A 23,450-nucleotide genomic window follows, 5' to 3' on the forward strand; every position below is an offset into this window, starting at 1 on the left:
CGCATAAATGGGAACGGCGATGCGTGAAGGGGAGGGAAGTGCGCCAACCGTGTGGCTGGCGCAGGAAAAGAAAGAAAAAGGAAGATATGCACGCGCAGGTGAAACGTGGGTCTTTACAGGAATTCCGGGTTGAAGCTCAGGCCGATACCGATTCGGTTCACGCGCTGATCGTAGTCCACCATGCTTTCGCCATAGCCGTTGTAGTACTGGAGGTAGCCGTGGATCTTGTGCCACATCGGGAAGCTATAGTCGATCTGATGGCTGATCGTGCCCTGCATCGGGTTGCCGCGCAGCGTCCAAGTCACTTCCTGTTCATTGCGGCTGTAGCCCAGTGTGGCATCGGCATAGCCGAGGTAGTGCTCAATGTTGGGATTGTCATCGTCGTAGCGGGATTCGGGCACTCGCCACCAAGGACGTACCTTGAAATGCCAGTTGCCGTTCCTGAAATGACTTTCAAGGAAGATGCGGTTCCAGCTGCGCGATAGCTCGTCGGCGCGGCCGTTGGACTGGTGCACGAACCCGATGTCGTTATGCGTATTCTTCCATCCCCACAAGGTGCGCTTGCCATTGAGCGATAGGAACACGGTTGGTTCGTAGTTGGTCTCGCGGAACAGCGATGAGGCCTGGCGGTTATAGGCCTGCCACCATGAGGTCTGTGTATAGGCACCGTACAGGTCGCCGTCGATGCCGAACGGTGACGACCAAAGATGTGCTTTCAGACTAATCTGGAATTTGTTTTCGGTGCTGTCGGGTGAGGCATCTGAACCCAGTTGGTCGAAGTGTTCGCGGTTCATCGGCGCAGAGTTGTAGCTGAGCGGCAGGATGTAGTTGCGTCGGTAGCTCGACAGGGCGAATGGGTTAGCGTCGTTGAGGCGCTCGAATACGTTGCGATGGTCGTTCCAGCCAATGGTGGTTTCTTCGGCTGTCTGTTCGCTGAAACTGCCGCCTGCTGCCCCCGGCACCAAGGGGTTGAAGCTAAAGCCAAGGCCGATGCGGTTGACGCGTCGATTGTAGTCGATCAGCGTTTCGCCATAGCCGTGATAGTACTGTACGTAGCCACGTACGCGACCGAACAGCGGAAAGGCATAGTCCAGCTGTTGACTGTAGCGGCCCTTGACGGGGTTAGCGCGCGTCAGCATGGATATTTCATGCCCTTGCGCGGTGGTATACATCACCGTGAAGTCGCCATACCCCAGATATTTTTCTATATCAGGGTTGTCGTCTTTCATGTTCGGTTCAGGCAGGCGGTACCACGGCATGAGGCTGAGCGTCCACGGCCCGCGCTGCAGGATACTTTCGACGTACAGTCTGTTCCAGCTGCGGGATAGGTCGCCGCCACGGCCATTCGACTGGTGAATAAGACCGACGCGGTTGAACGTGTTGGTCCAGCCGTAGAGGTGGGTGTCGTTATCGAAGCGCAGGAACAGTTCCGGCTCGTAGTTGGTCTCGCGGAACGGCGCGGAGTGCTTGTTGTAGGCCTGCCACAGTGAATACTGGGTGTACGCCAGAAACAGATCGCCATTATCGCCGAACATGTCTTCGGCAAGGTTGACCTTGAGACTGATCTGGTACTTCAGTTCGTTGTGATCGGGTGAGCCGGCGACGACTTCATTGAACTGGCGCTGATTCGGCAGATTGGTGTCGTAAGCAATCGGCAGAATGTAATTGCGGCGATAGGTCGATATCGCAAGCGGGTTGCTGTCTGCGGTGCGATCGTAGTAGCGGCTGAGGGCACTGGTGTCAGTTGCCTGCTGCTTGAGCGCGGCATCTTTCTGTATGTCGGTGGCACTCTGTGCGTGGGCGCTCGTGGCACTGCTGGTTAGCAGGGCAGCAACGCTTGTCAGCAGTGTGAATGAGTGCTTGCGAAAAAGCAGTGAGGTCATGCGATGACATCCAGATTTTTTGTCTCGGTGCGAGTAAGCTGACAGCAAGGGCGTAAAGAAGAATACGTCTCGTTTCGCTTTGTGCCGGCTACGCCACCCGCAGTGTATCAGTACCCATGGGGATGAGCGCACATCATCTCCGAAAAAAAAGCGTCGTGCTGTGAATGGCTGTAACACTGTGTAGGGCCTGAATGTGCGTCATGTGGCGACATGAAGCGGCCTTCCGCTATCTTTCTTTGCCGCTGGTATGGTAAGGACTTCCATGATGAACAATGCACAAGGACTGGATTATGGCGACTCATGATCATCACGATCACTCTCATCACGACCATGCGATGCCTGAAGGACAAGATGGCGCGCGACGGATGAAATGGGCGCTGCTGCTTACCGTCGTTTTCATGGTGTCGGAGCTGGTCACGGGGGTACTGAGCAGTTCGCTGGTGCTGATTGCTGACGGTATTCATATGCTGAGCGATATGCTGGCGCTGGGACTTGCGTTGGTTGCGGTCTCGCTGGCGCGCAAGGCACCAGATGATCTGCGTAGCTATGGCTATCAACGCGGGCAGGTGCTGGCCGCCTTCGTGAATGGCATCGTCCTGTTCATGCTGACGCTGTGGATCGTGATTGAGGCGATAGGGCGATTGCGTGACCCGGGAACGGTTGCGGGCGTTCCCATGCTGGGAGTTGCCATTGCGGGGTTCATCGTCAATGTGATTGCGGCCAAGCTGCTGCACGGCGGTGATGAGCATGACCTTAATCTGCGCAGTGCTTGGCTGCACGTATTGAGTGACCTGTTGGGGTCTGTAGCGGCCATCGTGGCGGCTATCCTCATTATCACGCTGGGCTGGCAGCGCGCTGACCCGATTCTGTCGCTGCTGGCGGCGCTGTTGATCGTGCGTTCTGCGTGGCACGTCACGCGTCAGTCGGCGCATGTGCTGCTGGAGGGCACCCCAGAACGCATTTCGCTACCGGACGTGCGTCAATCACTGTTGACGCTTCGTGGTGTGCAGCGGGTGCATGACGTGCATGTGTGGGGCTTGAGTCACCGCGAATCACTGGCGTCGCTGCATCTTGTGGTGGATTCATCCGTTTCGCGTGACGGGGTGATCGTGATGGGGCGTGCACTGCTGGCCGAACGTTTCGGAATCGCACATGCCACCATCCAGGTCGAAGGGGCTGACAGTCATGCTGAAACGGACTGTCATTGCGCAGTCGATGTCAGCGAGTCGCATAATGCTGACCACGACCACGACCACGACCACGACCACGACCACGACCACGACCACGACCACGACCACGACCACGACCATTCTGCTCGGGGGCGTTAGGGCATCGTGTGTTCGGCGTGACGCGGTGGCGCATTGTGTGATGAGATAGAACACTGTCGGAGCGGCGTTTCCCAGAAGGGGACGTCGCTCCAATGCTATGCTGGCAGACGTTGCCATATCTACGCTGTTCATCAAGGGAGACACGTTACATGAAGCATGACCAACGGCTTGGCATGATGGCCTTGATCAGAACGATGCTCTATGTCGCGTGCATGGCGGTGCTATGCGGGCCTGCCTTGGCGCAGGAGGCTTCTCTTCCTGAACGCAGCGAAGTGGCGCGTCAGTTGGCGGCGCTGGAACGTGGCGATCAGACTGACCCTCAGTATCAGCGCCAGCGTCAGGCGCTGGATGCTACTCTAAAAGCGCTTGATCAGCTTGCCGCTATCCATCAGCAGGAAAGCGATCTGCGCGGCCGTATCACCAATGCTCCTGCGCAGCAGCGCCGCTATCAGGATCAGCTGGCGCAGATCAACCCTACCCTCATTCCCGATGAAGATCGGCTGGCGCACCTTTCGTTACCGCAGCTTCAGCAGACCATGAGCGGTGCATTGGAAAAGCTCAAGTCCTTGCAGGAACAGCTGGGCGACGTCAATCAGCGCGTGGCTACGGCCCAGACACTTCCCGAGCGGGCGCAGAGTGCTATTGGACGGCTACAGCGCGATGCCCAGCAGATGCGCAATCAGTTGCGTGGCGAAGAGGGCAGTTCGGCATCGCCCGTTGAGCGTACGGCATTGGCCGTGCGCCTTCAGGCTGCCGATGCTGAGATCGCGTTGCACCGTACTGAGCTGGCCGATAGCACGGTGCTGCGTGATCTGGCGCAGCAAGAGCGCGCGCTGCTGTCCAAGCAATTGGAAGCTCAGCAGCACTTGCTGTCGTGGCTGCAGCAGGTGATCGACCAGCAGCGTCGGGATCACTCCCGCCAGACCATCGACAATATCAATGAAACCGTTGCCGGGCCGCTGCGGCAGGACCCTCGTGTCAAACAGGTGCTGGAGCATAACCAGAGCCTCAGTGATGCGCTGCTGAAGACCACCGACCGCATCAACTCGATGGTTGGCGATGCCATTCGGGTGCGCAGCCAGCTGGATACGGCGCAGCAGGTACAGGGCAATCTGGCCCGCCAGATCGAGGCGATGCGCGGTAGCGTACTGCTGTCACGCATCCTGCGTCAGCAACGCCAAGTGCTGCCTGATGTGGATTCTCCCCGTCAGCTGACCAATGAAATAGCCGATCTGCGGCTTCAGCAGTTCAACGTTGAACAATCCCGCGAGTCGCTGACGCGTTTGGACGATTATGTGAATCAGCTGGTGGCCTCACCGCCGTTGCTGGGCGATGCCACTAAGGAAAACGGGGCCAGCGATGACGCACTGCGCGCTGTACTGACCCCGCTCTATCAGTCGCAGCGTGACCTGCTGGATCAGCTGGATCATGAATACGGTACGCTGCTGACGGCGTTGATTGATGTGCAGCTCAACCAGCAGTTACTGATTTCCACCACGACCGATGTCCGCAATACGATCGAAGAACAGCTGTTCTGGGTGGCGAGCGGCCGTCCGCTAGGCTGGGAGTGGTTCAAAACCCTACCGGGCAAGGCGTTGGATGAACTGAAGGACCCTGAATGGGCCCATATGCTCAGCACGTTTCTGATCACGCCTTCGCCGTGGATATTTGCTGCGCTGCCGCTGGTGGTGCTGGTAACAGGACTGTCGATCTTCCGGCGGCGCATACGCGCTGCGTTGCAGCGCTTGCAAGATGAAGTGGGCAAGCTGAGGCAGGATACGCAGCTGCATACGCCGTGGGCAGTGCTGCTTGAACTGGTGCTGGCGGCCCGTGGGCCTATCGCGCTGGCCACTGTGGGAATGGGGCTTCGCCTTGCCGGTAGCAGTGGTGGTGTGCTGCTGGGGAAATCGCTGATCTATGTGGCGATGTCGTGGGGGTATTTTGCCTGGGCACACCGTTTGCTGGTCGATAACGGTGTGGCTGTGCGGCATTTCCACTGGCCGGAGCGCTATGTCGCCCAGCTGCGCCGCTGGATTGCGGCGTTAGGTGCCGTACTGATGCCGACCATCTTTGTGGTGCGGATGACGCAGGGTTTTGACCTGCCGCTAGAAGATCAGCCTATTGCGTTGCTCGTGCTGATGGGGTGCTTCCTTGCGATGAGCTTCATTCTGCTGCGGCTGGTGTGGAGCCATGTGCCACATGTGGGCGTGAAGCCGCTGCGGCTGGTGCTGGGCATTATCGTGGCGACCATTCCGCTGCTGCTGGTCGGGTTGATCATCTATGGCTACGGCTATACCGCCATTCGCCTGTCGACGCGTTTCGTGACCAGTCTCTATATTCTGGGCATGTGGGTACTGGCGGAAGCCATTATCGTGCGCGGCCTAGCCGTTGCGGCCCGGCGTCTTGCCTATCGGCGCCTCGTTGAGCGACGCAGAGCGTTGCACCGCCAGCAGTCGGGCGATACTGCGGGTGCCGAGTCAGCAGCGGAAGTGCTGGAAGAGCCACCGCTGGATATGGATCAGGTCAACCATCAGTCGCTGCGCCTATCCCGGCTGGCACTGCTATCGTTCTTCCTCGTCGTGCTGTACGTCGTCTGGGCCAACCTGCTCAACGTGCTGTCGTACCTTGATTCGGTGACGGTATGGGATGTCCGCGATGGCAATCAGACCGTCACGCATGTCACGGTAATCGGCTTGATCATGGCGCTGATGGCGCTGCCCATTGCCATTACGCTGTCACGCAACCTGCCCGGACTGCTGGAGGTGACGGTACTGTCGCGTATGCGACTGAAGGCGGGCAATGCCTACGCGATCACCTCGGTGCTCTCCTATACCATCATGGGGGTCGGGATCGTGGCGGCACTGGGGCTGCTCGGGCTGTCGTGGTCGAAACTGCAATGGCTGCTGACCGCTCTGGGGGTCGGGTTGGGGTTCGGGTTGCAGGAAATCTTCGCCAACTTCATTTCAGGCTTGATCATCCTGTTTGAGCGCCCGATTCGCATCGGTGACACCATCACGCTTAACGATCTACATGGCAAGGTTACGCGTATCCGCATTCGCGCCACGACCGTAATGGACTTCGACCATAAAGAGATCATCATCCCGAACAAGACTTTTGTCACCGACCGTCTGATCAACTGGTCACTGTCGGACAGCGTCACACGCGTGGTACTGACCTTCGGTGTGGCACACGGTAGCAATCTAGATGAGGCACGCCGCCTGATGCTTCAGGCTATCTATGAGGTACCGATGATCCTTGAAGAGCCTGCTCCCGAAATCTTCTGCATGGACTACACTCCCGATGCCTTCAATTTCGAAGTGCGTGTGTATGTGAACGATGTTGCACATCGACTGGCAACGCGCGATGCGCTGAACCGCGGCGTGGATCGACTGTTCCGCGAGGCTGGGATTCAGATCGCTTATCGCCAGATGGATGTGTGGCTGCACAACAAGGATGGGGACGCCAAGCTGGTCGATCAGCGCAAGGCCGCCTTGTTCAATGATGATAAGAAATAAGGGGGAGCAAGGGGGATGAAAGGGCTTGATGAGTTTCTGCTCGGAACATGTCGGCTAGCTGTGCAGCACATCCTCAACTACAGCGCATTTCGTCAGTTGCGGCTGGATGAAAGTGGCTGGGCGCCCATGTATGGGCGTCATTCGCGTTTTCTGGAGACGCTGCTTCATCCTGAAGAGGTACTGATCTTTAAGGGCTACTCGCGCACATTATACGAGCAACTGATGGCCAACGAGCCGGGTGTCAAAGTGGCGCGCTATCGTGAGCATATTGTGCCGATGGGCTATTTGATCGATCAGATTGAAACCTTTTTGCTTAATGAAGAAAACCCGATGGCGCCTGAAGAAGCGGCCAGGGTGATGTGCCGCAACCTCGGTATCGCCTATATCACCGTGGATGAAGCCTGGCATCTGGACCATGAGTGCAAGTTGAAGGTGTGTATGCCGGATAAGTGGTGCCTTAAAGCCGGTGATCCGATTGCGCGACTGCAAGAAGGCAAAATAGAGCTGGTAGATAAGGACGGTAATGCGATAACAACGCTGAAAATGAGTTTTGACCACTAGCACTTTATTTGGCGTTTGATGGATATAAGCGCCAGCGGCCTGTTTATGAATCAGGTCTGTGGGTTACAACACGATTAAGGCTAGTTGGCCTTGTCATGCCGTATCACGAAACCACTATTGATTATATCAATAGTGGTTTTTCTTATAATGAATCAGATGTCATTACGCTTCTTTCAGAAAGTTCCTAAAAGAAAATAATACAAAAGTGCTTATATATTTCCTGCCCCTATGGTCAGGTGGTATTCTTTTTTGTTCAACACAAATCTAAACAAAAAAGGTACGGTATTCATGACAACGGCCCCTTCATCACGTCCTCCCTTCCGCGCCGACGTCGTCGGTAGCTACCTGCGACCGGCCTATCTGCACGAAGCGCGTGCACGCTTTGCCGACGGTGAGATCAGCGCTGAAGCGTTGACGGCCGCCGAAGACAAGGCCATCACCGAGCTGGTGGCACAGCAGAAGGCCGTGGGTCTTCAGGTCATCACCGACGGTGAGTTCCGCCGCAGCTGGTGGCACCTTGATTTCATGTGGGCGCTGAACGGCGTCGAAAAAGCCGATGTCAGTAAAGGCTATGTGTTCGAAGGCGAAGAAACGCGCGCTGAAACGGCACGTCTGTCCGGTAAAATTTCCGGTGACAACCATGCGTTTATCGAGCACTTCACGTTCCTGCTGCAGTTCGCTGAACCGGGTATCACGCCGCGTCTGACCGTGCCGTCTCCGGCACAGTTCTTGGCGGAGCTGCAGCGTCCGGAAAACAAACCGGCGACGGATGCGATCTACCCGTCCGAGCAGGCGCTGCTGGACGACATCGCTGCCGCCTATCGTACGTTTATCGCTGAACTGTACGCTGCGGGTTGTCGCAATCTGCAGCTGGACGATTGCACGTGGGGCATGTTGGTCGATCCTAAGTTCGCTGGTGCCGGTGGTGCGGATACGCCGAACTCTACGGCGTCCTGTGGTTGCGGTCAGCACGGCAGCACGCCGGCGGTATCTGGCAAGGTGCAGACGCTGGCCGAGCTGTATCTGTCGGTGAACAATGCCGCCATCGAAGGTGCTCCTGAGGACATGGTGCTGACGACGCACGTCTGCCGCGGTAACTACCACTCGTCATGGGCCGCCAGCGGTGGCTATCAGCCGGTGGCCGATGTGCTGTTCGGCCGTGAAAACGTTGCGGCCTACTACCTTGAGTTTGACACCGAGCGCTCTGGTGACTTCTCACCGCTGGCGAAGGTTTCCGGTGACAAGCAAGTGGTGCTGGGGCTGGTATCGTCCAAATTCGGCGAACTGGAAGACAAGCAGGCGGTGATCGCGCGCATCAAGGAAGCGACTCAGTATCTGCCGCTGGAACGTCTGTGCCTGAGCACTCAGTGTGGTTTTGCCTCTACTGAAGAAGGCAACATCATTACCGAAGCCCAGCAGTGGGCGAAGATTGCGCTGATCAAAGAGATCGCGGACGAGGTGTGGGCCTAAGCGATCGCGCTATCTGCATGCTCTTTTCGGCTAGGCATCGGCGGCATCTGATGACCTGTGTCTGAAAATGAAGACGTGCATCCCACCAATGAAAGCGCCGAGGATGGTAGTCCTCGGCGCTTTTTCTATAGGCAAACGTTTTTCTATCGGTGAGCGTTTTTTTATAAATGGAAAAGCTCACGCGAGCAGGCGGGCGAGGCTTCTGTCCAGAGCGCCGACCAGCCATTCGATATCGTCAGCTTGGAAGGCCAGCGGTGGTCGCAGCTTGAGTACGTTGCCGTAGGGGCCTGCCACAGAGGTCAGTACGCGCTCCTCTCGCAGTGCCTCAATCAGGTTTAGGGCCAATGTCTTGTCAGGGGTTTTGCTGGCGCGATCGCTGACCAGCTCGAAGCCAATGAACAGTCCTGCACCGCGTACATCGCCTACGCAGTCATACTTATCTTGCAGCGTTCGCAGGGCGGCCAGTAATTCGGTGCCGACTGTCAGGCTGTGTTCCTGCAATCCTTCTTGCTGAATCACGTTGAGTACGGCCTGTGCTGCTGCCATGGCGACAGGGTTGCCGCCGAACGTATTGAAGTAGGGAATCTGATCGCTGAACGAGGCCAGTACCTCGTGCCGCGCCAGCAGTCCCGATACCGGGATGCCATTGCCCATCGGTTTGCCGGTCGTGACGATATCGGGTACTACGTCGTGGCGACCGAATCCCCAGAACGATTCCCCCGTGCGGGCGAAGCCAGGCTGCACTTCATCCGCGATGAAGATGCCGCCGTTGGCGTGCACGACCTCAATGGCCTTCTGCAGGAAGCCGCGCGGGTAGGGTAGTACACCGTCGGATGAAAAGATCGAATCGGCTAGAAAACCGGCGAAGGTAATGCCGTGCGCGGCCATATCGTCGATCTGCTGCTGTATCTCGTGGGCGAACCACTCTCCCAGATCCGGTGCATCGACGCGATAGTGATCAGGCGGCATGACGAGGCGGGTGGTCGGGGCTAACGGTTGACCACTGCCGAGTGCCGGTGAGGCGCCTGAGGTCAGATCGCTGGTGCCGTGATAGGCCTCCTTGGTCACGATGATGCCCGTACCGCCGCTGTGAGCGCGGGCCACACGGATGGCAAGATCGTTAGCTTCCGAGCCGGTGCACATGTACATCGCACGGTCGATTTCAGCGGGAAGTGTGGCCAGCAACGCTTCGCTGTAGTCGAGGATCCGTTCATGCAGATAGCGTGTGTGCGTATTGAGCTGGCCCATCTGAGAACAGACAGCATCAATGACGGCCGGGTGGCAATGGCCGATGCTGGCCACGTTGTTGTAGACGTCGAGGTACTGGCGGCCGTCGGCATCCCATAGGTATTGCCCCTTGCCTTTCACCAGATGCACTGGGGTGCGATAGAACAGCCGATAAGCACCGCCTAGCACTTGGCCGCGCTTATCGGTCAGCGCTCGAATGTTGGGGCTGAGTGCATCGGCATGTTCTGCGCGAAAACTGTTGGTATCCATGATGGTGGAGCGCGTTTTCATGAGTCACCTCGTTGAGGGCGTGAAGATCGAGAAACCGAAGCCGTAAAGCGTAAAGAGAGCAACCGGGAGCCGTAGTTCTGGCAGCAGCGATGTCAGGCTTCGCTTTCCAGTGCAGTTGCGGGGGCCGCCTGCCGTTCTCGGCGGTTCTTGGTGGTGAGGAAGTACAGGTAGCCCACTCCCATAAACAGCAGGAATAGAGCGGCGATCATCAGGTTGAACCACAGCATGGCGGCCAGACAGATGATGGCGAAGATCAGGGCAACGGCGGGCACGATGGGATAGCCGGGGGCTCGGAAGCTGCGTGGAAGATCTGGGGCCGTGCGGCGCAGACGAAACAGGCTCAGCATGCTCATAATGTACATCACGATAGCGCCGAAGACGGCCATGGTGATCATCGCGGCAGTCAAGCTCATGCCCTGTAGATTGATGCCGTCGCCGAAGATCGCAATGATGCCCACCACGCCGCCGGCCAGAATGGCACGGTAGGGCGTCTGGAAGCGTGACAGCTTGGCCAGCCCCTGCGGGAGGTAGCCCGCGCGGGCCAGTGCGAACAGCTGGCGCGAATAGCCCAAGATAATGCCGTGGAAGCTGGCTATCAGACCGAACAACCCGATCCATACCAGCATGTGCATCCAGTTGGAGTGTTCGCCAACGATCATCTTCATTGCCTGTGGCAGCGGGTCGTTGATACCCGACAGTACGCGCCAGTCGCCTGCGCTGCCGGCCATCAGCATTACCCCAATCGCCAGCACGACCAGCGTCATGATGCCGGTGATATAGGCGCGGGGAATGGTGCGCGTTGGGTTCTTGGCTTCTTCAGCTGCCATAGCGGCACCTTCAATGGCAAGAAAGAACCAGATGGCGAAGGGAATCGCGGCAAAGATGCCCGCCATAGCGGTACCTGAAAAGCTATCGCTGCCCGCCCAGCCGTGGGCCGTGAAGTGGGCCAGGCTGAAGCCGGGCGCGACCACTCCCATAAAAACCAGCAGTTCGATGACAGCCAGTACCGTGACGACCAGTTCAAACATCGCCGCCAGCTTCACCCCAAGAATATTGAGCGTCATGAAGACGAAATAGGCTCCGATGGCGGCGTATTTGGGGCTGAGTGTGGGGTACTGCACGTTCAGATAGGCCCCAATGGCCATCGCGATAGCGGGTGGGGCAAACACGAATTCAATCAGTGTCGCCATGCCCGCAATCAGACCGCCCGTATCGCCAAAGGCTCGGCGACTGTAAGCGAAGGGCCCGCCTGCATGCGGGATGGCGGTAGTTAGCTCGGTAAAGCTAAAGATGAAGCAGGTGTACATCACGGCGATAAACAGTGTCGTGACCAGAAAGCCGAGCGTTCCGGCCGTGCCCCAGCCATAGCTCCAGCCAAAGTATTCGCCGGAAATCACCAGCCCGACAGCGATTCCCCAAAGGTGCAGCGTACCCAGTGTGGGCTTGAGTGCGTGTGTCATCACGGCCGTCCTCATTGTTGTTGTGTGCTGAAGCGTTGTTGTGTGCCGAAGCGCTATGCCTGACCACTGTTGTGAGGTCGCTATCGATCATGCCACCAGGACGAGACGGAAAACTTGACGTGGCCGCGCCTACCTGTGCGCGCTGCGGTCAACTTCGACAGAAAGGGAGAGAGGGTGTCGTCTGGCGTCAAGTGATGCACTGACGAGGTCAAGCGCGAAAGGGAACGGGCGCGCCATGCTGAATGCCTCTTATCTGCTTGGAGTACGTTCGATGAGTACCGCTCAGTACGACACCCTTGATGATGCTGCGGTAGCGCAGTTGGCCCGTTGCGCGCTGCAGCGCTATCCCTCCCTCAGTGATGGCGAGCTGCAGCTGGTTTGCCGCTCGGAGAACGCGACGTTCTGCGTGCAGGCACGGGGACAGCGCTATGCGCTGCGTCTGCATCGTGGTCACTATCACTGCAAGACGGCTATCGAAAGTGAGCTGCTGTGGCTGGATGCGCTGCGTGAGGAAGGCATCTCGGTACCAGAAGCGCTCTACGATGGTGAAGGCGTGCGAGTGCAGACGCTATCGTTGCCGAATGGCGAGCAGCGGCATGCGGTGATCTTTCACTGGGTCGCAGGTGAAATGCCCACTCATGGCATTGACCCGCGAGCCTTTGAGCCACTCGGACAGATTACCGCACGGCTTCATCGTCACAGCCAGTGCTGGCAGAAACCCGCGGGATTCACGCGCATTCGCTGGGATCATGCCTCCATGATTGGCGCGGAAGGACATTGGGGCCACTGGCGTGAGGTGGCTGGATTGCGGCCGAGCGATCGGGCGCTGATGGATGAAGCGGTAGCGCGTATCGGTGTCGAAATGGCCGCGTTTGGAACGTCTCCGGCGCGCTATGGGCTGATACACGCCGACCTGCGGCTCACTAATTTGCTGCTGCATCAGGGGGAAACGCGCGTCATTGATTTCGACGATTGCGGCATGGGCTGGTATCTACATGATCTGGCGGCGGCCATCAGCTTCGAAGAGCATCACCCCAATGCGCCAGCGTGGATCGAACACTGGCTGACCGGTTACGAGCGTGAGGCGCACCTCGACGACGATGATCTGGCCGTTATTCCAGCACTGGTAATGCAGCGTCGCATCCAGATGACCGCGTGGGTAGCGTCGCATGCTCAGACCCAAATGGCGCAAAGCCTTGGCTCTGACTGGATGCACCATACCGTGCGGTTGTGCCGTCGCTATCTGGAAGAGCAGGTGTTGCCTGTGGGGCGCTAGCCACTGTCGCCTTTTCGACCGCGACCGCGACCGCAAGTGGGAGTGGGAGTGGGAGTGGGAGTGGGAGTGGGAGTGGGAGTGGGAGTGGGAGTGGGAGTGGGAGTGGGAGTGGGAGTGGGAGTGGGAGTGGGAGTGGGAGTGGGAGTGGGAGTGGGAGTGGGAAGGTGGTACGCATCTTGCACAACGATCACCATCTCCGGTGATCGTTGTGCAAGAGAGGTGTCCATGGCAATGCATTCGTTTCAGTCCGCGCTGGCCGGTGCCTTTGCTGGCGTACCCGTCGGGCACCGTGGTGTGCTATCCGCTGCGGCTTCCGGGCTAGGCGACTTCATTGGCCACTGTGGCGGCGATATCGACCATATCTTCGGCATCAGTGGCATTGACCCTGAGCTGTTGGGCAGCCCTACGCTGAGTCTGGGGCTGGTCAATTACTGCCGAGTGATGGAGGAAGCGGCACGGTCATCGGGGGAGGATAACTTCGGGCTGTACTACGGTCGCCAGTTCAAGCCCCAGGCTCTCGGACTGATCGGCTATATCGGTCTGTGTTCGCCGACGCTGGAACAGGCGCTGCGCAATGTGGTGAACGCCTTTCCCTGTCATCAGCATGACACCCTGACGCGGTTGGTTGATCAGGGCGAATGCCTACGGCTCGACTATCAGGTGCATCACGGTGCCATTCTGGCACGCCGACAGGATGCTGAGTTGACGTTGGGCATGTTCCTCAATCTGATCCGCTATGTGCTGGGGCCGCAGTGGGCCGCACGTGAGGTGCAGTTCGAACACCCTCGCCCTGAGGGCTGGCACGAGCACTGCAAGGTCTTCGACGCTCCGGTGTATTTCGAGCAGCCGTTCAATTCGCTGCTGATTCCCAAGCGTGATCTTGGCCGAACGATGCCTGACAGCGATCCGCTTCTGCTCGCAGTGATGCAGGATGCAATCCGCCGCCTCAATGACCGAGCACCGCATCAAGGGATTGTCGATCAGGCGCGCAACCAGATTCATCTGCTGCTGGCCCAAGGCCCGCTGAGCCTCGAACGTGTGGCCGACAATATGGGCATCTCGCCGTGGTCGCTCCAGCGACGCCTGCGCGAAGAGGGGACCTGCTTCACCCAGATGATCGACACCGTACGGCGAGAACTGGCCGAGTATCTGCTTCCCCAGCGTCAGCTGCCGCTGTCAGATATTGCACTGCAGCTGGGCTACTCGGAGCTGAGTGCCTTCTCGCGCGCCTTTCAGCGCTGGTATGGCACCAGCCCACGCAAGTGGCGACAGGCACTTCACTTAGAGCGTGTTTCATAACCTCAATACTCATGTCATTGAGGGGACTTCAAACCACAAAATTGCGGTAGAAACCTTCTATTGTAAAAAGGAAAAATCAATCACTCAGGTTATGAAACCATCTTTTAGTGTGATGCTGAACAAGAAGAAGGAAGGCGTACACTAGAACGATTGAAGCGTGTCAGCGCTCGAGGCTGGGCTAGGGTAGGGATACAGCGGGTGCGCGGTTGAGGTTTGATATGAGCATTGTTAGAAGCGACGTCTAAGCAAAGGCCTCCAAGCGACAAGCACATTGCCCTACTGCACGATCGGGCCTGATGCGCCGTGCCGCTCCTTATTTCGGGGAATGACGGGCGCTGCTGTCTTAGTTAATGTTCGTGTGCTGCCGCAGAAGAGTTGTCTTGCGCGCTATCTATATAGAATAGAGGGGCTGTAATCCGCTATCAGCGTCAGAAAAGCCTAGGGGCGGTGGGAAATATAGTGAGCGTAATAGGCATGAGGAGGAGGGCAACGAGAGCGTGCCCTCTAGCATAAGCTTCATCGAGTCTTGTTAGATCAGGCGCGCTTTATCGCATGCAGAATAAATTCGTGGTTGCCATCGCCACCTTTGATGGGGCTGTCATGCCAGCACTGTACGTCTAGTCCAAGTAAGTGGCAGCAGTCGCGAATGCGCTGTTCCACATCGGCATACAGCGCGGGATTGCGCACCAGCCCTTTGTCATTGATGGCGTCGCGGGTCAGCTCGAATTGTGGCTTGACCAGTGTCAGCAGATGACCGCCTACCGGCAGCAGCGGTGCCAGCGAGGGCAGAATCAGCGTCTGAGAGATGAACGACACATCCATCATCGCACCGTCGATGCCTTCGGGCGCATGGGCGAGGATCGCATCATGAGGCAGATCACGCGCATTGATCCCCTCCATGCAGATCACGCGTTCGTCCTGGCGCAGTGATGGATCCAGTTGATCATGGCCCACTTCGATACCGATCACGCGCACGGCTCCACGCTGGAGGGCACAGTCGGTGAATCCACCGGTGGATTGCCCGATATCCAGAAGCGTCATGCCCTGAACATCCAGCCCCGTTACGTCCAACAACCCTTCGAGTTTCAGCCCCGCTCGCGACACATAGCGTTCTTCCTCATCCGGTTCGATATCCAGCAGGACATCGTCTGCTAGCTTTTCTCCCGGGCGCGTCAGCGCTTTGAGGCGCTGGCCGTTGGCATTGGTCAGAAAAACACGGCCATGCTTGATGAGCCGCTGGGCGCGTGTGCGCGAGGAAATCAGGCCGCGGGTAACGATGAGCTGGTCGAGACGTTGCATGGTAGTGAAGATCCATTGGTGCGAGGAAACGCACTTTATCACGACCGCCCGGTACATGGGGCATGGGCCTTTTCACAGGGATGTGCTTTTCTACACAGCCACAGCCACAGCCACAGCCACAGCCACTGCCACTGCCACTGCCACTGCCTGAGCGGTAGCGGTATGGCGAGGAGTGTCGTCAATCGGGATCAGATGGTCGAGATTTGGTTGATAATAGAAGATGGGGGAAATGTAGACGGTGCGTCTTTGCCTATTCCTTCCATCTTTAATGACAATGAGTCGCAGTTGCATATCTTTTCCAATGCTTTTGCCTGATCATGATGCTCACGCTCTTTGGCACAGCAATAAGGCTCGTCGCCGTTAACCGACAGTGCAGGTCTGGAGGCCGCTCGCGCATGGAATTATTCGTAGACAAACCCGGTGACGAAGGATTGCCGGGAAACAAGCGACGCCTGGCGATGATCGCGGTAATGACGGCAACGATGATGGCGGTGTTCGATGGTGCCATCGTCAATATCGCCCTGCCGCAGATAGCACAGACTCTGCAGGTGCCGGCCGGTACGGCAGTGTGGGTGTCCAGCAGTTACCTGTTGGCGGCCGCCATGCTGCTGGCCAGTTTTGCGGCGCTGGCCACGCACCTAGGCTATCGCACCCTGTTTACCCTCGGTATTAGTGTTTTCACGCTCAGCTCGTTGGGTTGCGCACTGTCGACATCGTTGCCGATGCTGGTTGTCATGCGTGTGGTGCAGGGCATCGGCGGCGCCGCAACGATGAGCATCGGTCCGGCCATCATGCGTTCCATTTTCCCCAGTCGGTTGCTAGGGCAGGTCATCGGTCTGAATGCGTTGCTGGTTGGTTCCAGTACCGCCGTGGCTCCAATTTTGGGAGGAACGCTGTTGTCGGCGCTCGGTTGGCCGTGGCTGTTCGCGATCAATATTCCCTTGGGGATCGTTGCGCTAATGCTGACGCTGCGGGTTATTCCCAATGAACGCAGTGCTCGACATGAACCGTTCGACATCTATGGCGCTTTGCTGTCGGCGGTGGCGCTAGGGGCGCTTGTTATGACGGCCAACGCCTTTGCGCATCCTGCGGCAGGCAGCTCGTCCTTCAGTACGATGCTTATGGCGGCCGCCTACGGTGCGACGGCTGTTGTTGCAGGCATCGCTTTCGTCGTTCGCCAACGCTACGCACCACGCCCGCTTATACCGCTAAGCCTGTTCTCTTCCATACGCTTTTCACTGGCTGCGCTAACCTCAATGGTGTCGTTCGTCAGCCAAGGCATTACGTTCGTTGCTTTGCCGTTCCTGTTTCAGAGTGCCTATGGGTACAGCGCGCTGGGCTCGGCGCTGCTGTTTATGCCATGGCCTATCGGCATCATTTTAATGGCACCGTGGGCGGGCAAGCTGTCCGACCGCTACCCTCCTGCTCTTATTTCAACGTGTGGGCTGGGCTGCTTCGCTATTGGGCTGGTGCTGCTGGCCAACCTGTCGGCACATGCCTCTATTCTTGATATCGGGCTGCGCAGCCTGCTGTGTGGTATCGGTTTCGGCTGCTTTCAGAGTCCCAACAACCGCGAGATGATGTCCAACGTACCGCGCTCAAGCAGCAGCTATGCGTCGGGCATTCTGGCCATTATGCGTATTTCAGGACAGTGCCTCGGGGCGGCGGCGGTCGGGAGTGTGCTGTCGGCCTATGCCGCGCTGCATGGCTCCCTCGACCAAGAGATGTTCGCCATTCACCTGAGCCTGTGGGGAGCCTTTGGTGCCACGGCGCTGGCCGTGATCATCAGTCTCAGCCGTCTGCGCCATATCATGACGCTGGAGAAAGATGAGCGTCTCTGAATAGATGTGCAGGGCGCGCTACCGCTGGAATGAGCGCGCCCGACGGTGGGTAGAAGCAGGTTTCGACAGCACTCGATCGACGGTGGCGCTTGATGCCGATGAAGCGTGCTGTTAATATGCACGCCTACTCGTCGCAGCATTGCACGCGGCCGAGTCGTTATGGTGGCCCTTATCGGTCCTCTCGCAACATGAAATCACGAACCCCGCCAGGCCCGGAAGGGAGCAACGGTAGTGATGTAGTGTGTGCCGGGATGTGGCTGGTAGGGGCCACCGCCTTTCTTGCGTTTCGTTTCTCCTCGTTTTTCTCATCGACTGTTTGATCAGACTTCATCCCTGATGGATGGCGTGTCCGTGTGATTCTGGATTATCCACAATAGGTCATGCTGCAACGGGGTGTGGATAAGTCGCTTACATTGCACTGATCGGCTGCTTTCCCTTCATCTGATATAAAGATGATTCACGCTTGCTTCGCGGTGTCCCTGCTCGCACTTGGCGGCCCAGAACGCTAGAATGCCTGCATCATCAATGAGGTTCGGTATCGTGCCAACAGCGACTTAGCGCTGGCGATACCCTAGGCGTGGCGCTGGTTCACGGCCTGCACAACCTCGTTCTGCTTCTCTCTACTGACTCGTCTTCGGCGAAGGAATCCGTGCCGCATGAGCTATCAGGTACTGGCCCGCAAATGGCGGCCGCGCACCTTTCATGAACTGATCGGCCAGAGCCATGTCAGCCGCGCGCTGATTAATGCGCTCGATCAGGATCGCCTGCACCATGCTTACCTGTTCACCGGAACGCGCGGGGTAGGTAAGACCACCATTGCGCGCATTCTGGCCAAATGCCTTAACTGCGAGCAGGGTGTCTCGTCCAACCCATGTGGTCAGTGCGATACCTGTCGTGCGATAGATGAAGGGCGTTTCGTCGATTTGATTGAGGTCGATGCGGCATCGCGCACCAAGGTCGAAGATACGCGCGAGCTGCTGGATAACGTGCAGTACGCGCCGACCCAAGGGCGCTACAAGGTCTACCTGATCGACGAAGTGCACATGCTGTCGTCGCACAGTTTCAACGCTTTGTTGAAAACGTTGGAAGAACCGCCTCCCCATGTGAAGTTCCTGTTGGCTACTACGGATCCGCAAAAGCTGCCGATCACTGTGCTGTCACGCTGTCTGCAGTTCGCGCTGAAGGCGATGTCGCCAGAGAACATCGTTGGTCATCTCGAACATATTCTGGGGCAGGAAGGTATCACCTTCGAATCGGCTGCACTCTGGCTGCTGGCGCGTGGCGCGTCGGGGTCAATGCGCGATGCACTGTCGCTGACCGATCAGGCGATTGCCTTCGGGCAGGGCGCGATCCATGAACGTGACGTTGCCAGCATGCTGGGAACGCTTGATCATCGCCATCTGACCTCGATTGTACAGGCCCTTGCGGCCGTCAACGCGCCTGCGCTGCTGAGCACTGTCGGTGAGTTGGCCGAGCAGAGCCCCGACTATAGCGCAGTACTGGATGGGCTATGCGAATTGTTCCACCAGCTGGCCGTTGCGCAGATGGTGCCGGAAGCCGTATCGGGGGCGCAGGATCAGCAGCAGGTGGTGCAGCTGGCCCAGCAGTTCACGGCTGAAGACGTCCAGCTTTATTATCAGATTGCACTGCAAGGGCGCCAGGACATGACCTCGGCCCCTGAGCCGCGTTCCGCGCTGGAAATGACATTGCTGCGCATGCTGGCGTTTCGTCCTCAGGGCGTACCAGCACCCGCCAAGGTGCCTTTGCCGATGGTGGGCAGCACCGTAGCCGCGCCTAGCGTGGCGCAAAATTCAGTTGCAAATGAGGCGCCCAGCGCATCTACTGCCGCACCGCAGCAACCGCAGCAACCGCAGCAACCGCAGCAACCGCAGCAACCGCAGCAACCGCAGCAACCGCAGCAACCGCAGCAACCGCAGCAACCGCAGCAACCGCAGCAACCGCAGCAACCGCAGCAACCGCAGCAACCGCAGCAACCGCAGCAACCGCAGCAACCGCAGCAACCGCAGCAACCGCAGCAACCGCAGCAACCGCAGCAACCGCAGCAACCGCAGCAACCGCAGCAACCGCAGCAACCGCAAGCTACCGCAGCAGCGGTCAGCGAGCCGCCGTGGGACATGCCGGGGCAGGCGACGTCTGCCTGCACGACGGCTCCTCGTGATCCTGCGCCCCAAGCGCCATCGGCACCTGTCGCTCACGACAGCGATATGAATGCTATGGATGACTATGCTGCGTTTGAAAGCATGCAGAACGCTTCGGCGTGGGAAGCGCCCTCTGAGGTCAACAGCGCTGCTGCAAAAAAGCCTGAGGCGGCCCCCGTGCCAGAGCCTGTGCCCAGTGCGCCGGTGTCCGCCGTACCGGACACGGCCGCTGCCTCGCTGCCTCCTGACAATGCGCCGCTGGACCATCCCGCTTGGTTGGCGCTGTTCACACGGCTATCGCTTGGTGGCCTGACCGGTAACCTGGTGGCACATACGGTGCTGGAGCACGATGACGGTCGCACGCTGCAGCTGCGTCTTGATCCGTCTCAAGGCGCAATGAACGCGGAAGTGCACGCTCAGCGCCTGAGCGAGGCTCTGTCCCAGCAAGGCTGGCAGCGACAAATACACATCGAGGTCGGGGCTATCGCAGAAGGCGTGGAAACGCCTATCGTTCGGCGTCGCCGACTTCAGGCTGAACGTCAGGCGCGCGCGGTTGAAGCGCTGCGCAGCGATCCCCATGTTCAGCTGTTCCAGACACAGTTCAGTGCGCGCTTGCTTGAAGACAGCGTGACGTCGTTCGAGGGTGAGTGATCTCACTGAACCGCAGGTCGCGCATAAGGCGCGGTCTGTGATCACCGTATCAGAAAGAGCAGGGCACACCGCTGCTGCTACAGGAGATTAGCGATGTTCAAGGGTGGAATGGGCAATTTGATGAAGCAGGCCCAAGAAATGCAGGAAAAGATGCAGAAGGCGCAGGAAGAAGCGGCCAATGCAGAAGTGGAAGGCAGCGCTGGTGCTGGGCTGGTCAAGATCGTGATGAATGGTCGTCATGATGTGACGCGCGTCGAGCTGGACCCGAGCGTGATGGAAGAAGACAAGGAATTCCTTGAAGACCTGCTGGCCGCGGCTGTGAACGATGCCGTTCGCAAGGTCGAAGAAAATTCCCGCAAGCAGATGGAAGGCCTGACGGCCGGTCTTGATCTGCCTGCCGGATTCAAGATGCCATTCTGATGCTGTTCTCCCCGGTCGTCGAGTACCTGCTCGAATCACTGCGCGTGCTGCCCGGTGTCGGGCCCAAGAGTGCTCAGCGCATGGCGCTGCACTTGCTTGAACGCGATCGTGCCGGTGGTGAACGCCTGGTACAGGCACTCCATGAGGCGCTTGAACGTGTGGGCTATTGTCAGCGCTGTCGCAACCTAACCGAGCACGAGGTGTGCAGCCTCTGCGAAGATGCACGCCGCGAATCGACATCGTTGTGCGTGGTTGAATCGCCGGCGGATTTGATGGCGATCGAAGAAGCGGGCGGCTATCGTGGGCGCTATTTCGTGCTGCACGGCCACCTGTCGCCGCTTGATGGCATCGGGCCGGATGCGCTGGGCCTTGATCTGCTCGAACAGGAAGTGCGTACGCATAGCTATCAAGAGATCGTGCTAGCGACCAACCCTACCGTCGAAGGCGAGGCCACCGCCCATTACATCGCCGAGCAGCTGCGGCCGTTGGGCGTTACGTTTTCACGCTTGGCTTACGGTGTGCCGCTCGGCGGCGAGCTGGAATACGTGGATGGCGGAACGCTATCGCGGGCCTTCTCGGGTCGCCAACCGTTTCAGTCCTGAGGGGCTGTCGTGGCATAATAGGCACCTTATCGAAAGGACAAGGGCGCGATCGCCTCGTTTCGAACGGTGGTCTGTCGCGGTTTCCCTTGAACAAAGCGGGCTTCGTGCCCGCTTTTTCCTTTGTCTGCCATCCGTGTCGCACGGATGCATCGTCGAACGGATTGGATACGAGTAACCTGCCATGACCCAGCCCTGGTTCTGGATCGATAGCCCTGAGGCGTTGAATGATGCCTGTGCCCAGTTGGCGCAGAGCGACGTCATCGGTGTCGATACCGAGTTTCTGCGTGAGACCACCTTTGCCCCGATTCCGGCCCTGATTCAGCTTGGGAACGGTCAGCAGGCGTGGCTAATCGACCCGATGGCGGTGGCGCCCACCGATGCCGTCCGTCAGCTACTGGGGCCGGAAGGGCCGGTCAAGCTGCTGCATGCCTGCGGCGAAGATCTGGAAATCTTCCAGCTGTGGCTAGGGGATATTCCACGCCCGATGATCGACACTCAGGTCGCCGAAGGCTTCTGCTGTGGCGAGGCAGGCATGGGTTACAAACGATTGGTTGAACAGCGGCTGGGCGTCGATCTGCCCAAGGATGCCACACGTTCCGATTGGACTCAGCGCCCGCTGACTGAAACTCAGTGCCGCTACGCGGCTCTGGACGTTCAGTACCTGCCGCCGATCTGGGCGCAGCAGAAGGCAGAGCTGACCGCCTCGGGGCGCCTGAGCTGGGTCGAAGCGTGCTGTCAGGCGATGATTGAGGCGGCGTCCCATCCCGTCGATCACTCGCACTACTATCTGCGCCATCGTCAGGCGTGGCGGCTTGATGCGCGCCGACTGGCTGCACTGGCCCGCCTGTGCACATGGCGTGAAGAGGAAATCCGCCGTCGCAACATCCCGCGTGGCTATCTGGCCAACGATGGGCAGCTGATGACCATCGCCGAGCGTCTGCCGAAGAACATTTACAGCTTGGCTGATATCCAAGGCTTGCGGCCTTCTTTTATCAAGCGCGACGGCGAAACCGTGCTGGGCATAATCCAGGGCGTACTGGCGCTGCCTGAAAGTGAGCTGCCCAAGACGTTGCCTTCACAGCAAGGCCCCGCATGGAAATCCACGCTTAAGCCGTTGCGTGCCGCCGTAAATGAGGTTGCCGAATCGCTCGGTATCGCGCCGGAACTGCTGATGCGTCGCCGCGAGCGTGAAGAGTGGATTACCGAATGGTTGTACGGGATGCGTCCTGCGCTGCCGGATGACTGGCGTGCACCGCTGCTTGCGCCGATATGGGACACGGTCTTCGTTCAGCCTGCTGCCAAGTAAGGAGTTCCATCGTGATGCAACGTTGCCTGTGTCAGGTCTATCGCAGTAAGCGCCATGACGGCATGTACCTGTTTGTCGAAAAGGCAGAAGGGTTGGCGCGCGTGCCTGAAGCACTGCTGGCCGAATTCGGGGTTCCGGAACCGTCGATTGTGTTCGTGCTGACGCCCGAGCGCTCAATGGCGCGCGTTGATGCGACGACGGTACTGGGCGATATCGAAGCGAAAGGCTTCCATCTGCAGCTGCCACCGCCGAAGGATGGCACCGTGCAGGGGCTGAACGCCTACAGCGCACCGACAGAGGGACGTTACTGATGAGTACGGGAGCTGTTCCTGAGCTGCGTGAGCGTTTCTGGGAGCGCTATTCGCTCGAAGAGATGACCGATGCCGAGTGGGAAGCGCTGTGCGATGGCTGCGGTCAGTGCTGCCAGATCAAGCTGGAAGACCCCGACAGCGGCGAGCGGGCCATCACCGATGTGGTGTGTCGTTTGATGGATACCAAGACGGCGCGCTGCAGCGATTACGAAAACCGCTTTTCGCGTGTACCGGAGTGCCTGCAGCTCAGCCGTGACAAACTGGAAGAATACAGCTGGCTACCCAACAGTTGCGCGTATCGCCGCCTGTACGAACACCGTGCACTGGCCGGTTGGCACCCCCTGCGAGCGGGCAGCGACCGTCGCATGCGCGAGAAGGGCATCAGCGTTGCAGGACGCGTGTACTCGGAAGCCAATGTGACTGATGCTCAGCTGGACGACCATATCATTGCTATCCTGCCGATTGCGCCATCGTTTCGATGAGCGTTAAACGCCGAGACGTTTGTACCCGCAATGCCCCGGAGGGAGCCCGTGTTGTTTCGTGATGGAAAA

General features: G+C 58.5%; 17 protein-coding genes and 1 other RNA gene. 14 read left to right on the forward strand and 4 right to left on the reverse strand.

Features of this window, described 5'->3' with window-relative positions; all coding sequences use genetic code 11:
* Positions 1 to 113 precede the first annotated feature (113 nt).
* Positions 114 to 1,883: a phospholipase A gene (locus tag ACMHYW_RS03005; protein WP_414500824.1), complete on the reverse strand. Its 1,770-nt coding sequence runs from the start codon at positions 1,881 to 1,883 to the stop codon at positions 114 to 116.
* Positions 1,884 to 2,173: 290 nt separating this feature from the next.
* Here ACMHYW_RS03005 and ACMHYW_RS03010 point away from each other — a divergent pair, with 290 nt between their 5' ends.
* The 4 genes from ACMHYW_RS03010 (at position 2,174) to ACMHYW_RS03025 (ending at position 8,757) form a co-directional block, all read left to right on the forward strand.
* Positions 2,174 to 3,211, forward strand: coding sequence for a cation diffusion facilitator family transporter (locus ACMHYW_RS03010; RefSeq protein WP_414500825.1), 1,038 nt, complete (start codon positions 2,174 to 2,176; stop codon positions 3,209 to 3,211).
* A 149-nt stretch (positions 3,212 to 3,360) separates the two neighbouring features.
* On the forward strand, positions 3,361 to 6,726 hold the full coding sequence (gene mscK / locus ACMHYW_RS03015) for a mechanosensitive channel MscK (RefSeq protein WP_414500826.1): 3,366 nt from the start codon (positions 3,361 to 3,363) through the stop codon (positions 6,724 to 6,726).
* Between the two features lie 15 nt (positions 6,727 to 6,741).
* Complete coding sequence (locus tag ACMHYW_RS03020; RefSeq protein ID WP_414500827.1) at positions 6,742 to 7,287, forward strand: hypothetical protein; 546 nt, start codon at positions 6,742 to 6,744, stop codon at positions 7,285 to 7,287.
* 288 nt (positions 7,288 to 7,575) lie between these two features.
* On the forward strand, positions 7,576 to 8,757 hold the full coding sequence (locus tag ACMHYW_RS03025) for a 5-methyltetrahydropteroyltriglutamate--homocysteine methyltransferase (RefSeq protein ID WP_414500828.1): 1,182 nt from the start codon (positions 7,576 to 7,578) through the stop codon (positions 8,755 to 8,757).
* 177 nt (positions 8,758 to 8,934) lie between these two features.
* Here the strand turns inward: ACMHYW_RS03025 and ACMHYW_RS03030 are convergent, their stop codons facing one another.
* Positions 8,935 to 10,275: an aspartate aminotransferase family protein gene (locus tag ACMHYW_RS03030; RefSeq protein WP_414500829.1), complete on the reverse strand. Its 1,341-nt coding sequence runs from the start codon at positions 10,273 to 10,275 to the stop codon at positions 8,935 to 8,937.
* A gap of 92 nt (positions 10,276 to 10,367) precedes the next feature.
* Entirely contained in the window at positions 10,368 to 11,735 is a 1,368-nt protein-coding gene (gene eat / locus ACMHYW_RS03035; RefSeq protein ID WP_414501461.1) for an ethanolamine permease, read from the reverse strand.
* A 235-nt stretch (positions 11,736 to 11,970) separates the two neighbouring features.
* On the opposite strand from eat, the gene ACMHYW_RS03040 reads away from it, so the two are divergent.
* Together ACMHYW_RS03040 and ACMHYW_RS03045 are read left to right on the forward strand one after the other, a co-directional pair.
* On the forward strand, positions 11,971 to 13,011 hold the full coding sequence (locus ACMHYW_RS03040) for a phosphotransferase enzyme family protein (RefSeq protein ID WP_414500830.1): 1,041 nt from the start codon (positions 11,971 to 11,973) through the stop codon (positions 13,009 to 13,011).
* Between the two features lie 225 nt (positions 13,012 to 13,236).
* On the forward strand, positions 13,237 to 14,310 hold the full coding sequence (locus tag ACMHYW_RS03045; RefSeq protein WP_414500831.1) for an AraC family transcriptional regulator: 1,074 nt from the start codon (positions 13,237 to 13,239) through the stop codon (positions 14,308 to 14,310).
* Positions 14,311 to 14,844: 534 nt separating this feature from the next.
* On the opposite strand, the gene ACMHYW_RS03050 is transcribed toward ACMHYW_RS03045, so the two are convergent.
* Entirely contained in the window at positions 14,845 to 15,609 is a 765-nt protein-coding gene (locus ACMHYW_RS03050; protein ID WP_414500832.1) for a TlyA family RNA methyltransferase, read from the reverse strand.
* Positions 15,610 to 16,004: 395 nt separating this feature from the next.
* On the opposite strand from ACMHYW_RS03050, the gene ACMHYW_RS03055 reads away from it, so the two are divergent.
* The 8 genes from ACMHYW_RS03055 (at position 16,005) to ACMHYW_RS03090 (ending at position 23,381) form a co-directional block, all read left to right on the forward strand.
* A complete protein-coding gene (locus ACMHYW_RS03055; protein WP_414500833.1) occupies positions 16,005 to 17,450 on the forward strand; it encodes an MFS transporter in 1,446 nt (481 codons plus the stop codon).
* Between the two features lie 170 nt (positions 17,451 to 17,620).
* Positions 17,621 to 17,716: signal recognition particle sRNA small type (ffs, locus tag ACMHYW_RS03060), an RNA gene on the forward strand.
* Between the two features lie 390 nt (positions 17,717 to 18,106).
* Positions 18,107 to 20,260: a DNA polymerase III subunit gamma/tau gene (dnaX, locus tag ACMHYW_RS03065; protein WP_414500834.1), complete on the forward strand. Its 2,154-nt coding sequence runs from the start codon at positions 18,107 to 18,109 to the stop codon at positions 20,258 to 20,260.
* A gap of 93 nt (positions 20,261 to 20,353) precedes the next feature.
* Positions 20,354 to 20,680 carry a YbaB/EbfC family nucleoid-associated protein gene (locus ACMHYW_RS03070; protein ID WP_027705071.1) on the forward strand — a complete coding sequence of 109 codons (327 nt, stop codon included), beginning with the start codon at positions 20,354 to 20,356 and terminating at the stop codon, positions 20,678 to 20,680.
* Positions 20,680 to 21,282 carry a recombination mediator RecR gene (gene recR, locus ACMHYW_RS03075; RefSeq protein WP_414500835.1) on the forward strand — a complete coding sequence of 201 codons (603 nt, stop codon included), beginning with the start codon at positions 20,680 to 20,682 and terminating at the stop codon, positions 21,280 to 21,282. Before ACMHYW_RS03070 ends, recR begins: the two co-directional genes overlap by 1 nt.
* 181 nt (positions 21,283 to 21,463) lie before the next feature.
* The gene (gene rnd / locus ACMHYW_RS03080; protein ID WP_414500836.1) at positions 21,464 to 22,588 is read left to right on the forward strand and encodes a ribonuclease D; all 1,125 of its coding nucleotides are present in this window, start codon (positions 21,464 to 21,466) and stop codon (positions 22,586 to 22,588) included.
* Positions 22,589 to 22,602: 14 nt separating this feature from the next.
* The gene (locus ACMHYW_RS03085) at positions 22,603 to 22,899 is read left to right on the forward strand and encodes a YcgL domain-containing protein (RefSeq protein ID WP_414501462.1); all 297 of its coding nucleotides are present in this window, start codon (positions 22,603 to 22,605) and stop codon (positions 22,897 to 22,899) included.
* Positions 22,899 to 23,381 carry a YcgN family cysteine cluster protein gene (locus ACMHYW_RS03090; protein ID WP_414500837.1) on the forward strand — a complete coding sequence of 161 codons (483 nt, stop codon included), beginning with the start codon at positions 22,899 to 22,901 and terminating at the stop codon, positions 23,379 to 23,381. The genes ACMHYW_RS03085 and ACMHYW_RS03090 overlap by 1 nt, the downstream gene beginning before the upstream one ends.
* Positions 23,382 to 23,450: the final 69 nt, after the last annotated feature.

The sequence above is a fragment of the Zymobacter sp. IVIA_12111.31 C1 genome (genome assembly GCF_047495495.1).
Taxonomy (GTDB): domain Bacteria; phylum Pseudomonadota; class Gammaproteobacteria; order Pseudomonadales; family Halomonadaceae; genus Zymobacter.